General features: G+C 66.7%; 11 protein-coding genes. 5 read left to right on the top strand and 6 right to left on the bottom strand.

The window, feature by feature from the left end:
• Positions 1 to 46 precede the first annotated feature (46 nt).
• Together iscR and uvrB are read right to left on the bottom strand one after the other, a co-directional pair.
• On the bottom strand, positions 47 to 583 hold the full coding sequence (iscR, locus tag EJP67_RS01625; RefSeq protein ID WP_007828186.1) for a Fe-S cluster assembly transcriptional regulator IscR: 537 nt from the start codon (positions 581 to 583) through the stop codon (positions 47 to 49).
• A gap of 234 nt (positions 584 to 817) precedes the next feature.
• Positions 818 to 2,935 (bottom strand): excinuclease ABC subunit UvrB, encoded by a 2,118-nt coding sequence (gene uvrB / locus EJP67_RS01620; RefSeq protein ID WP_126018725.1) that lies wholly within the window; start codon positions 2,933 to 2,935, stop codon positions 818 to 820.
• 105 nt (positions 2,936 to 3,040) lie between these two features.
• Between uvrB and EJP67_RS01615 the strand changes: the two genes are divergently transcribed.
• From EJP67_RS01615 to EJP67_RS01600, 4 genes are all read left to right on the top strand, one after another.
• Entirely contained in the window at positions 3,041 to 4,237 is a 1,197-nt protein-coding gene (locus tag EJP67_RS01615; RefSeq protein ID WP_126018722.1) for an amino acid aminotransferase, read from the top strand.
• A 157-nt stretch (positions 4,238 to 4,394) separates the two neighbouring features.
• A complete protein-coding gene (locus tag EJP67_RS01610; RefSeq protein ID WP_126018720.1) occupies positions 4,395 to 5,801 on the top strand; it encodes a polyhydroxyalkanoate depolymerase in 1,407 nt (468 codons plus the stop codon).
• A gap of 25 nt (positions 5,802 to 5,826) precedes the next feature.
• Positions 5,827 to 6,465 carry an RnfABCDGE type electron transport complex subunit B gene (locus EJP67_RS01605; RefSeq protein ID WP_126018717.1) on the top strand — a complete coding sequence of 213 codons (639 nt, stop codon included), beginning with the start codon at positions 5,827 to 5,829 and terminating at the stop codon, positions 6,463 to 6,465.
• Positions 6,462 to 7,100, top strand: coding sequence for a LysE family translocator (locus EJP67_RS01600; protein ID WP_126018715.1), 639 nt, complete (start codon positions 6,462 to 6,464; stop codon positions 7,098 to 7,100). The genes EJP67_RS01605 and EJP67_RS01600 overlap by 4 nt, the downstream gene beginning before the upstream one ends.
• Positions 7,101 to 7,211: 111 nt before the next feature.
• On the opposite strand, the gene yedA is transcribed toward EJP67_RS01600, so the two are convergent.
• Positions 7,212 to 8,123: a drug/metabolite exporter YedA gene (gene yedA / locus EJP67_RS01595; protein ID WP_126018713.1), complete on the bottom strand. Its 912-nt coding sequence runs from the start codon at positions 8,121 to 8,123 to the stop codon at positions 7,212 to 7,214.
• A gap of 116 nt (positions 8,124 to 8,239) precedes the next feature.
• Between yedA and EJP67_RS01590 the strand changes: the two genes are divergently transcribed.
• Positions 8,240 to 8,737 carry an Lrp/AsnC family transcriptional regulator gene (locus EJP67_RS01590; RefSeq protein ID WP_126018711.1) on the top strand — a complete coding sequence of 166 codons (498 nt, stop codon included), beginning with the start codon at positions 8,240 to 8,242 and terminating at the stop codon, positions 8,735 to 8,737.
• Here the strand turns inward: EJP67_RS01590 and EJP67_RS01585 are convergent.
• The 3 genes from EJP67_RS01585 to accC are packed head-to-tail and all read right to left on the bottom strand — an operon-like array spanning position 8,727 to position 12,291.
• The gene (locus EJP67_RS01585; protein WP_126018709.1) at positions 8,727 to 9,218 is read right to left on the bottom strand and encodes a VOC family protein; all 492 of its coding nucleotides are present in this window, start codon (positions 9,216 to 9,218) and stop codon (positions 8,727 to 8,729) included. The two genes, EJP67_RS01590 and EJP67_RS01585, sit on opposite strands and share 11 nt — an antisense overlap.
• The gene (gene bioB, locus EJP67_RS01580) at positions 9,215 to 10,243 is read right to left on the bottom strand and encodes a biotin synthase BioB (protein WP_126018707.1); all 1,029 of its coding nucleotides are present in this window, start codon (positions 10,241 to 10,243) and stop codon (positions 9,215 to 9,217) included. Before bioB ends, EJP67_RS01585 begins: the two co-directional genes overlap by 4 nt.
• The gene (gene accC / locus EJP67_RS01575; protein WP_126018705.1) at positions 10,243 to 12,291 is read right to left on the bottom strand and encodes an acetyl-CoA carboxylase biotin carboxylase subunit; all 2,049 of its coding nucleotides are present in this window, start codon (positions 12,289 to 12,291) and stop codon (positions 10,243 to 10,245) included. The genes bioB and accC overlap by 1 nt, the downstream gene beginning before the upstream one ends.
• Positions 12,292 to 12,303: the final 12 nt, after the last annotated feature.

Below are 12,303 nucleotides of genomic sequence, written 5' to 3'. Positions count from 1 at the left end.
CAGGCTGGGCGCCCGAAGGCGCCGCCGGGACTCTGACTCGGCGCTATCAGGACTTCGCGAATGCGTTCCCGAGCGCGAACACCGAATTCGGCGCGTTCACACGAATCGGCTTGACCACCGGCTGCGCGGAGATGGCGCGCTTGACGACCGGCTTGTTCTCGATCTGCACGCCCTTGGCGATCTGGTCGTCGACCAGCTTCTGCAGGGTGACGGAGTCGAGGAACTCGACCATGCGCTGGTTCAGAGAGGCCCAGAGCTCGTGAGTCATGCAGCGGCCGGCTTCGCCGAGGCAGTTTTCCTTGCCGCCGCACTGGGTAGCGTCGATGGGCTCATCAACGGAGACGATGATGTCGGCCACTGTGATGTCCGCTGCCTTGCGGCCGAGGCTGTAGCCGCCCCCGGGGCCGCGGGTCGACTCGACCAGCTCGTGACGGCGCAGCTTGCCGAATAGCTGTTCGAGGTACGACAGCGAGATCTGCTGCCGCTGGCTGATCGCGGCCAGCGTGACCGGACCGGTGTTCTGACGCAACGCCAGATCGATCATGGCTGTGACCGCAAAACGGCCTTTGGTAGTGAGACGCATCGCAAGCTCCTTCAAGTGCTTACCGTTGAAACGACACCTTGGTCCAGGACCGCGGTGACCTCGTCTCCGCCCTGCCCGACCCCTGACGCTGGTGAACCAGCCGGTAGGAGTCGGTCCTTCATCGCGAAGTTCTTCTCTTTGTTGTTGAGTATTTCGCTCAAGTATAACAGAAGCCCCCGAGGTCTGCTCGGGTAAACCCCAGCGCGGGTTCGCAGGGAGATGCGAACGTCCGGCTTACTGCGCCAGACCGGCGATGTTGTCGCCGCCCGAGGCCCCGAACGCCTGTTCCCGCAGCAGCGCCAGCTGGTCGCGAACCCGGGCTGCCTTCTCGAATTCGAGGTTGCGTGCGTGCTCCAGCATCTGCTTCTCGAGCCGCTTGATTTCGCGGGCAATGTCCTTCTCGCTCATGTCCTCGACCTTGGCGCGCTCCAGGTCGAGCTTGGCCGCTTCCTTGCCGCTCTTTTCGCTGTAGACGCCGTCGATCAGGTCGCGCACCTGCTTGACGATGCTGCGCGGCGTGATGCCGTTGGCTTCGTTGTAGGCGATCTGCCGGGCGCGGCGGCGCTCGGTTTCGCCGATGGCCTTCTTCATCGAGTCGGTCATCCTGTCGGCGTACAGGATGGCCTTGCCGTTCAGGTTCCGCGCGGCGCGGCCGATGGTCTGGATCAGCGAGCGCTCCGCGCGCAGGAAGCCTTCCTTGTCGGCGTCGAGGATCGCCACCAGCGACACCTCCGGAATGTCCAGCCCCTCGCGCAGCAGGTTGATGCCCACCAGCACGTCGAAAGTGCCCAGGCGCAGGTCGCGCAGGATCTCCACCCGCTCCACCGTGTCGACGTCGCTGTGCAGGTAGCGCACCTTCACGCCGTTGTCGCCCAGGTAGTCGGTCAGTTGCTCGGCCATGCGCTTGGTCAGCGTGGTGATCAGCACGCGCTCGTTCTTCTCGACCCGGGTGCGGATTTCGCCCAGCACATCGTCCACCTGGTGCGTGGCGGGGCGCACTTCGACCTCGGGGTCGATCAGCCCGGTGGGCCGCACCAGCTGCTCGACCACGTTGCCGGCATGGTCCTTCTCGTACTGCGCCGGCGTGGCCGAGACGAAGATGCACTGGCGCACCCGGGCCTCGAACTCCTCCAGCTTGAGCGGCCGGTTGTCCAGCGCGCTCGGCAGGCGAAATCCGTACTCGACCAGCGTGACCTTGCGCGCCCTGTCGCCGTTGTACATGCCGCCGAGCTGGCCGACCATCTGGTGGCTCTCGTCGAGGAACATCAGCGCGTCCTTCGGCAGGTAGTCGGTCAGCGTGGGCGGCGGATCGCCCGGCGCGGCGCCCGAGAGGTGGCGCGTGTAGTTCTCGATGCCCTTGCAGTGGCCGATTTCCGAAAGCATCTCGAGGTCGAAGCGCGTGCGCTGCTCCAGCCGCTGCGCCTCCACCAGCTTGCCGACGCCCAGCAGTTCCTTGAGCCGGTCGGCCAGCTCGAGCTTGATGGTTTCCACCGCCGCCAGCACCTTGTCGCGCGGCGTCACGTAGTGGCTCGACGGGTACACCGTGAAGCGCGGCACCTTCTGCCGGACGCGCCCGGTCAGCGGGTCGAAGAGCTGCAGCGACTCGATCTCGTCGTCGAACAGCTCGAAGCGGATCGCCAGTTCGCTGTGCTCGGCCGGGAAGACGTCGATGGTGTCGCCGCGCACCCGGAACGTGCCGCGGGCGAAGTCCTGCTCGTTGCGCGTGTACTGCATGCGGATCAGCTGCGAGATCAGGTCGCGCTGGCCGACCTTGTCGCCGACGCGGGCAATCAGCCGCATCTCCATGTAGTCCTCGGGCGTGCCGATGCCGTAGATAGCGCTCACCGTGGCCACGATGACCGTGTCGCGCCGCTCCAGCACGCTCTTGGTGGCCGACAGGCGCATCTGCTCGATGTGCTCGTTGATCGACGAGTCCTTCTCGATGAACAGGTCGCGCTGGGGCACGTAGGCCTCTGGCTGGTAGTAGTCGTAGTAGCTGACGAAGTATTCGACGGCGTTCTTGGGGAAGAACTCGCGGAATTCGCTGTAGAGCTGCGCCGCCAGCGTCTTGTTGGGGGCGAACACGATGGCCGGGCGGCCCAGGCGGGCGATCACGTTGGCCATGGTGAAGGTCTTGCCGGAGCCGGTGACGCCCAGCAGGGTCTGGAACGACTCGCCGTCCTTCACGCCTTCCACCAGCCCCTCGATGGCCGTGGGCTGGTCGCCAGCCGGCGGATAGGGCTGGTAGAGCTCGAAGGGTGAACCCGGGAACTTGACGAACTCGCCCTGCTTCGCCGGCCCGATCGGGTCGAGTTTCTTCAGGTCTGCTATGGCTTCGTTGTTGTCTGGCATGGCTGTTCCCGACAGGTGGCGCTCGCGCCGGTAAAATTCAAGGCAACCGGAAAGCATAAAGCCACATCCGGTTGCAGCGCAGCTTTCATCCCAAAGGACCTTTCCATGTCTATGTTCACCGCGGTCGAAATGGCACCGCGCGACCCGATCCTCGGCCTCAACGAACAATTCGCAGCCGACACCAACCCCAACAAGGTCAATCTCGGCGTCGGCGTCTATTACGACGACAACGGCAAGCTGCCCCTGCTGCAGTGCGTGCAGGCGGCCGAGCAGAACATGATGAAGGCGCCCACCGCGCGCGGCTACCTCCCCATCGACGGCATCGCCGCCTACGACAACGCCGTCAAGGCACTGGTCTTCGGTGCCGACAGCGAACCCGTCACCTCCGGCCGCGTGGCCACCATCCAGGCCATCGGCGGCACTGGCGGCCTGAAGGTCGGCGCCGACTTCCTGAAGAAGCTCAACCCCAACGCCAAGGTGCTGATCAGCGACCCGAGCTGGGAAAACCACCGCGCGCTCTTCACCAACGCCGGCTTCGAAGTCGAGAGCTACCCCTACTATGACGCCGCAAAGCGCGGCATCAACTTCGACGGCATGCTGGCCGCCCTCAACGCAGCCCCCGCCGGCACCATCGTCGTGCTGCACGCCTGCTGCCACAACCCGACCGGGTACGACATCACCCCGGCCCAGTGGGACCAGGTGGTCGCCGCCGTCAAGGCCAAGGGCCTGGTGCCCTTCCTCGACATGGCCTACCAGGGTTTCGGCTACGGCCTGAAGGAAGACGGCGCCGCCGTCGCCAAGTTCGTCGAAGCCGGCCTGACCTTCTTCGTCTCGACCTCCTTCTCCAAGAGCTTCAGCCTGTACGGCGAGCGCGTGGGCGCCCTGTCGGTGCTGTGCGAGAACAAGGAAGAAGCCGGCCGCGTGCTGTCGCAGCTCAAGATCGCCATCCGCACCAACTACAGCAACCCGCCCACGCACGGCGGCGCCGTGGTGGCCGCGGTGCTCGGCAACCCCGAGCTGCGCGCCCTGTGGGAGAAAGAACTGGGCGAGATGCGCGTGCGCATCAAGGCCATGCGCCAGGCGCTGGTCGACGGCCTGAAGGCCGCCGGCGTGAAGGAAGACATGAGCTTCATCACCACCCAGATCGGCATGTTCAGCTACTCGGGCCTCACCAAGGACCAGATGGTCCGCCTGCGCAACGAGTTCGGCGTGTACGGCACCGACACCGGCCGCATGTGCGTGGCAGCGCTCAACAGCAAGAACATCGGGCACGTCTGCGCTTCGATCGCCAAAGTCATCTAGGTGACAGCAATGTGTGAGGGAATCCGCCCAGGGCGACGATTCCTTCGCACTCCCTCCGAGAAGAGCCCCGGCGGCGGGTGAATGTAGGGGTTAGGCCTCCTGCAATGCAGCGGATGCGCTGATATATTGCGCCGCAACATTCCACTCCAAGACTCCGATGCTCTATCAACTCTACGAAGCCCAGCGTTCCCTGATGGAGCCCTTCGCGGACTTCGCACAGGCGGCCTCCAAGCTCTACAGCCCCGGTGCCGTGTGGGGCCAGCTTCCGATCTCCCAGCGCATGGCCGCGAGCTACGACCTGCTCTACCGGCTGGGCAAGGACTACGAGAAGCCCGAGTTCAACATCAAGTCCGTCAAGGTCGACGGCGCGGAGGTCGTGATCCAGGAAGCCGTCGAGCTCGACAAGCCCTTCTGCGAGCTGCGCCGCTTCAAGCGTTTCACCGACGAGCCGCACATCCTCAAGACGCTCAAGAGCCAGCCCGTGGTGCTGGTCGTGGCGCCCCTGTCGGGCCACTACGCCACGCTGCTGCGCGATACGGTGCGCACCATGCTGCAGGACCACAAGGTCTACATCACCGACTGGAAGAACGCGCGCATGGTGCCGCTGGCCGAGGGCGAGTTCCACCTCGACGACTACATCAACTACGTACAGGAGTTCATCCGCCGGCTGCAGGCCGAGTACGGCAACTGCCACGTGGTGAGCGTGTGCCAGCCGACGGTGCCGGTGCTCGCTGCCGTGTCGCTCATGGCCAGCCGCGGCGAACCGCTGCCGCTCACCATGACCATGATGGGCGGCCCCATCGACGCTCGCAAGTCTCCCACGGCGGTGAACAACCTCGCGATGAACAAGAGCTTCGAGTGGTTCGAGAACAACGTGATCTATCGCGTGCCGCAGGGCTTCCCCGGCGCGGGCCGCAAGGTCTACCCCGGCTTCCTGCAGCACACCGGCTTCGTGGCGATGAACCCCGACCGCCACGCCAGCAGCCACTACGACTACTTCAAGGACCTCATCAAGGGCGACGACGCCAGCGCCGAGGCCCACCGCAAGTTCTACGACGAGTACAACGCCGTGCTCGACATGGACGCCGATTACTACCTCGAGACCATCCGCACGGTGTTCCAGGAGTTCGACCTGGTCAACGGCACCTGGGACGTCCGCAACCCCAAGGGCCAGGTGGAGCGCGTGCGGCCGCAGGACATCCACGCCACCGCCTTGCTGACGGTCGAAGGCGAGCTCGACGACATCTCCGGCTCGGGCCAGACCGAGGCCGCGCACAGCCTGTGCACCGGCATCGCCGACGACAAGCGCGAGCACTACGAGGTCAAGGGCGCCGGCCACTACGGCATCTTCAGCGGCCGCCGCTGGCGCGAACTGGTCTATCCGAAGGTGCTGAAGTTCATCGCGGCCAACGACCAGCCGCAAAGCCGTGCCAGCAGCCGCGGCGGCCTGGGCGCCGAAGACACCGTCAAACCCGGCCGCAGGATCCCCGCCTCCGTGGCCGCCAAGAAGGCGCCGGTGAAGAAGGCCGCGACCGTGGCGGCGAAGAAGCGCACCGCCCGCTGAAACGGCAGCGCATCGACAACGCAAAGTGAACGGGCTCGCCGCACGGATCAACGACGCACTGCCTCAGACGCAGTGCACACGTTGCGGCTACCCGGATTGCGCAGGCTACGCGCAGGCCGTGGCCGACGGCGAGGCCGGCATCAACCAGTGCCCGCCCGGCGGCGCGGAAGGCATAGAGCGGCTCGCCCGCATCACCGGCCGCCCCGCCCTGCCCCTCGATCCCCGGTTCGGCACCGAAGGCCCGCGCGCCATGGCCGTCATCGACGAGGCCTGGTGCATCGGCTGCACGCTGTGCCTCGACGCCTGCCCCACCGACGCCATCGTCGGCATCAACAAACGCATGCACACGGTGATCGAAGCCCATTGCACGGGCTGCGAGCTGTGCATTCCGGTCTGTCCGGTCGACTGCATCTCGCTCGAAGTCGAGACGCCGGGCCTCAGCGGCTGGCAGGCCTGGTCGGCCGAGCAGGCCCGCAGCGCGCGCAGCCGCTACGAGGTGCACGGCAGGCACCGCAACACCGACGCCCGGCTGGCCGAAACCGCCCCCGAGCCCGAGAATGCGCCGCAAGACGCCGACGCCCGCAAGCGCTCCGTCGTCGAAGCCGCCCTGGCGCGCGCCCGCGCCGCCTCCCAACAACGACGACCACCGGCTGCCAAACCATGACGCTCGACACCCTGCTCATCTACGTGATCGCTTCGCTCGCGCTGGCCCTGATTCCGGGGCCGACGATGCTGCTGGCGCTGTCCAACGGCATCGAAGGCGGCATGCGCCGCGCGAGCTGGGGCATTGCCGGGGCATCGCTTGGCAGCATCACGCTGATCGCGGTCGTGGCGTTCGGACTGGGTTCGCTGCTGGCGGCTTCCGAATGGCTCTTCAATGCCATCCGCGTGGCCGGTGTCGCCTACCTCGTGTGGCTGGGCATCAAGCTCTGGCGCAGCGAGGCGACCGACCTGCGCACCGCGCTGGCCAAGTCGCCGCTCGAGATGCGGCCGCAGGGGCGCATCGCCCTCGTGCGCAGCCTCGCGGTGGCGCTGTCGAACCCGAAAACGGTGCTGTTCTTCGCGGCCTTCCTGCCGCAGTTCGTCGACATCGCGAAGCCGCAGGGCCCGCAATACCTGCTGCTCGGCGCCGTCTTCGTCGTGCTCGACACCTGCGTGATGCTGGCCTACGCGGGCGCCGGCACGCAGGCCGTGCGCTTCCTCTCGCAGCGGGGCATCAGGCTGATGAACCGCGGCTGCGCAGCCGGCATGTGGCTGCTCGCGGCTACTTTGGCCGTGTGGCGCCGCCCCGGCGCATAGCAAGGCTCTCCCCCAGGCTTCGCGCACTTCGTGTCGCTGCGCGCCCCCCTTCCGGGGGCAACACCTGCGGCCCGGCGGAGCCGGTTCCGCGGTGTTCCTGACCAGCCCGGTTCAACCTCTGCGCTTGAAGAGCATCAGCAGCACGCCGGCCAGCACCACGGCCACGGCGTACCACTCGAAGCGGGTCACGGCCTCGTTGGCGATCCACACGCCCAGCAGCATCGCGATCACCGGGTTGACGAAGGTGTAGCTCGCGGCGAGCGCGGCCGGAGCCCTGGCCAGCAGCACCATGTAGGCGTTGAAGGCGATCAGCGAGCCGAACACCACCAGGTAGACCCAGGCGGCGAGCGCTTCGGGCTGAGGCGGCCAGCTCATGGTTTCGCCGGACACGGCCGCGAGCACCATCAGCACCACGCCGCCGCAGAGCATCTCGCTCGCGAAGCCCATCGCGCCGGGCGCCAGCGGCAGGCTGCGCTGGCTCAGCACGCTGCCCAGAGACCAGCAGGCCGTGGCGATGCAGATGGCCACAAGGCCTTCTGGCGACGAGCGGAATCCGCTGCCCTGCGTGAGCATCAGCACGCCGACGAGGCCGAGCGCGATGCCGGCGGCCTCCAGCTTCGATGGCTTCACGCCCCAGATCAGGTTGAGCAACGCGATCAGCAGCGGGATCACCGCGATGAACGCCACCACCAGACCGGAGCCGATAGACACCTCCGCGTAGGCCGTGCCGCCCATGCCGCCGCCCAGCATCAGCGCGCCGACGATCAGCGCATTGCGCCACTGCACGAGCGAGGGCCACGGCGCCCCGCGCCAGCGCATCCAGGCCGCGAGGAGCACACCTGCGACCAGGAAGCGCGAGCCCATCTGCAGGAAAGGCGGAAAGCTGATCAGCGCGTACTTGATCGCGAGATAGGTGGAGCCCCACACCACCCATGTGGCGGCGAGGCAAAGCCACAGCAGCGGCGGCAGCCCGGGCCGAGTGGTGCCCGGTGCGGCTTGTGCGGGAGAAGCGAGGGTCGGCATGTCGATGGCGTCTCTTGTTGGTATCGAGTGCCGGTCATGGTATGAAAGCCATCCTCCCGCAGCCATGCAGTTTTCATGGTTCTGCCGCCGCTTCACCGTCGATTTGAAGGACTTGCATGGACTTTTCCTTGAACCCCGCCCTGGACGCCCACGACACCCGCATCCTCGCCGAGCTGCAGGCCGACGCACGCCTGACCATGGCCGAACTGGGCCGCCGCGTGCACCTGAGCCAGCCGGCCGTGACCGAGCGCGTGAAGAAGCTGGAGGCGGCCGGCGTCATCAGCGGCTACCGCGCCACCGTCAACCTCGGCAAGCTGGGCTACGGTATCCGCGCCATCATTCGCGTCGGCCGCGCCGATTACGACCTCGTCGTCAAGCTGGTGCAGGAGACGCCCGAGTGCGTCAATGCCTACAACGTGACTGGCGAGGACAGCTGGATCCTGGAGATCGCGGTGATCGACGTGAGCCACCTCGACGCGGTGGTCACCAAGTTCTGCATCCTCACCGAGACGGCGACCTCGATCATCCTGAACCCGGCGCGCGAGCACCAGCCGATGCTGCCGCCGCGCAGTTCGGACGTGAAGCCGCCCATCAAGAAGATCGTCAACGCGTAGCGGCCAGCGCTCCGAAGGCGGCCACCACCTCGGGCGGCGCCTGCACCATCTCGATGAGCACGCCCTCGCCAGCGACCGGGAACTCGTCGTTCGCCTTCGGGTGGAGGAAGCAGATGTCGAAGCCCGCCGCGCCCTTGCGGATGCCGCCCGGCGCAAAGCGCACGCCCTGAGCCGTGAGCCACTCGACGGCCTTGGGCAGATCGTCGATCCACAGGCCGACATGGTTCAGCGGCGTCGTGTGAACGGCGGGTTTCTTCTCGGGGTCCAGCGGCTGCATCAGGTCGACCTCGACCTTGAAGGGCCCCGCGCCCATCGCGCAGATGTCTTCGTCGACGTTCTCGCGCTCGCTTTTGAAGGTGCCGGTGACTTCGAGCCCCAGCATGTCGACCCACAGCTTCTGCAGCCGCAGCTTGTCGGGCCCGCCGATGGCGATCTGCTGGATGCCCAGCACCTTGAAGGGGCGCTCGGTAGCGGCGGTCATGCTGCGCACCCTTCCGCCTGCTCCTGCACCTGGCGCGAGTTCAGCCCCAGCTTGCGCAGCAGCACCGTGTCGGCCTCGACGTCGGGGTTGCCGGTGACCAGCAGCTTGTCGCCATAGAAGATCGAGTTCGCGCCCGCCATGAAGCACAGCGCCTGCACCGCGTCGCCCATCTGCTGGCGGCCGGCCGACAGCCGCACGCGCGCGGTCGGCATGGTGATGCGGGCCACCGCGATCATGCGCACGAAATCGAACGGGTCGACCGGCTCCGAGTCGGCCAGCGGCGTGCCGGGCACGCGCACCAGGCTGTTGATGGGCACCGATTCCGGATACGGATTCAGGTTGGCCAGCTGCGCGATCAGCCCCGCGCGGTGCACCGGCTGCTCGCCCATGCCGACGATGCCGCCGCAGCACACGCTGATGCCGGCGCTGCGCACGTTGGCCAGCGTGTCGAGCCGATCTTGATAAGTGCGCGTGTCGACCACGTCGGTGTAGTACTCGGGCGCGGTGTCGAGGTTGTGGTTGTAGTAGTCGAGGCCGGCGGCCTTCAGCTGGTGCGCGTGATGCGGCTCCAGCATGCCGAGCGTGGCGCAGGTCTGCATGCCCAGGCCCTTCACGGCCTCGACCAGCACCGCCACCTTCTCGACGTCGCGGTCCTTGGGCGCGCGCCATGCGGCGCCCATGCAGAAGCGCGTGGCGCCGGCGTCCTTGGCGGCCTGCGCGGCGCGCACCACCTCGTCGACCTCCATGAGCTTCTGCGCCTTCACGCCGGTGTCGAACTCGGCCGACTGCGGGCAGTAGCCGCAGTTCTCGGGACAGCCGCCGGTCTTCACCGACAGCAGCGTCGCCAGCTCGATGTCGCCTTCGGGGAAATGCTGGCGGTGCACGGTCTGCGCCTCGAAGAGCAGGTCCATCAGCGGCTTGTCGAGCAGCGCCTGGATCGCCTCGACGGACCACGGGCCCTGCGGCGTCGCGATCTTGGCCGGGCGATGCAGCGTGACTGCCTGTTGAAAGTCGTTGGCACCCATCAGTTGAACTCCAGAATGATCTGATCGACGGCGAGCGACTCGCCCTTGTTCGCCGAAATCTTGCCCACCACGCCGTCCTGCGCGGCGAACAGCACGTTTTCCATCTTCATCGCCTCGATGACGGCCAGCTTCTCGCCGGCGCGCACCTGCTGCCCCGGCTGCACCGACACCTCCACCAGCAGCCCCGGCATCGGCGACATCAGGAACTTGCTGAGGTCCGGCGGCGCCTTGTAGGGCATGAGTTCGAGCAGGCGCGCGCCCAGCGGCGAGAGCACCATCGCCTCGATCTGCGTGCCGTCGTGCGACACACGAAGCGCCAGCGGGTTCTTGCCCGCGCCACGCTCCACCTGCGCGGTGAAGGGCCTGTCGTTGACGATGCCCTGCACCCGGATCGAACCCAGCGCCAGGCTGCTGTCGATCTTGTAGGTCTTGCCGTTCACGGTCACCGAGCTCGCGCCAGTCTTGCCGTGGAAGTCGGTGACGGACACCGGGTGGTGCACATGCTTGCCCTCGTGCCCCAACTCGACCACGACGAACTGCTCGCCCACCTTCACGCCATGCCCTTCGAGCTGCCCGCTGATGCCGGAAGCCCTTGCACGGTAGCGGCGATGCACGTACGCCGCCAGCGCGACCAGGAACGAGGGATCGGCGTGCGGCACGTCCTCCGCGTGGAAGCCCTTGCCATAGTGCTCGGCGATGAAGCCGGTGTTGAAGTCGCCCGCCACGAACTTCGGATGGGCCAGCAGCGCCGCCTGGAACGGGATGTTGCTGCTGATGCCGCGGATCACGAAGCCGTTGAGCGCCTCGCGCATGCGGGCGATCGCGTGCTGGCGATCCTTGCCGTGCACGATGAGCTTGGCGATCATCGAGTCGTAGTACATCGGGATCTCGCCGCCCTCGTACACGCCGGTGTCCACGCGCACGCCGTTCAGGCGCTGCGTGTCGCTCGCGAACATGGTCTCGCCCGGCGGCTGGAACTTCACCAGCCGGCCGGTGGAAGGCAGGAAGTTGCGGAACGGGTCTTCGGCGTTGATGCGGCACTCGATGGCCCAGCCCTCGCGCTTCACCTGCTCCTGCGTCAGCGGCAGCTTCTCGCCGGCGGCCACGCGGATCATCAGTTCCACCAGGTCGAGGCCGGTGATGCACTCCGTCACCGGGTGCTCCACCTGCAGGCGGGTGTTCATTTCGAGGAAGTAGAAGCTCTGGTCCTTGCCGACCACGAACTCCACCGTGCCCGCGCTCTGGTACTTCACCGCCTTGGCCAGCGCCACGGCCTGCTCGCCCATCGCCTTGCGCGTGGCGTCGGAGATGAAGGGCGACGGCGCCTCCTCGATCACCTTCTGGTGGCGGCGCTGGATGGAGCACTCGCGCTCGTTCAGGTAGATGACGTTGCCGTGCGAGTCACCCAGCACCTGGATTTCGATGTGGCGAGGCTCCTCGACGAACTTCTCGATGAACACGCGGTCGTCGCCGAAGCTGTTGCGCGCCTCGTTGCGGCACGAAGTGAAGCCCTCGAAGGCCTCCTTGTCGTTGAAGGCCACGCGCAGGCCCTTGCCCCCGCCGCCGGCCGAGGCCTTGATCATCACCGGATAGCCGATGTCCCTGGCGATCTCGACCGCGCGCTCCGCCGTCTCGATGGCGTCGTTCCAGCCCGGAATGGTGTTGACCTTGGCTTCGTTCGCGAGCTTCTTCGAGGCGATCTTGTCGCCCATCGCCGCGATCGAATAGTGCTTGGGCCCGATGAAGGCGATGCCCTCTTCCTCGACCTGCCGGGCGAAGGCCTCGTTCTCCGACAGGAAGCCATAGCCCGGGTGCACCGCTTCGGCCCCGGTCTTCTTGCAGGCCGCGATGATGCGGTCGGCCTGCAGGTAGCTCTCGCGGCTGGGCGCGGCGCCGATGTGCACGGCCTCGTCGGCGAGTTCGACATGGCGGGCTTCCTTGTCGGCGTCGGAATAGACGGCGACGGTGAGGATGCCCATCTTCTTGGCCGTTTGAATGACGCGGCAGGCGATTTCGCCACGGTTTGCGATCAGGATCTTCTTGAACATGTTCTTCTTCTC

The organism is Variovorax guangxiensis (genome assembly GCF_003952165.1).
In the GTDB taxonomy this organism is placed as follows: Bacteria; Pseudomonadota; Gammaproteobacteria; order Burkholderiales; family Burkholderiaceae_C; genus Variovorax; species Variovorax guangxiensis.
Note: the sequence above shows the minus strand (reverse complement) of the source record. Positions and strands in the feature narration are given on the sequence as shown.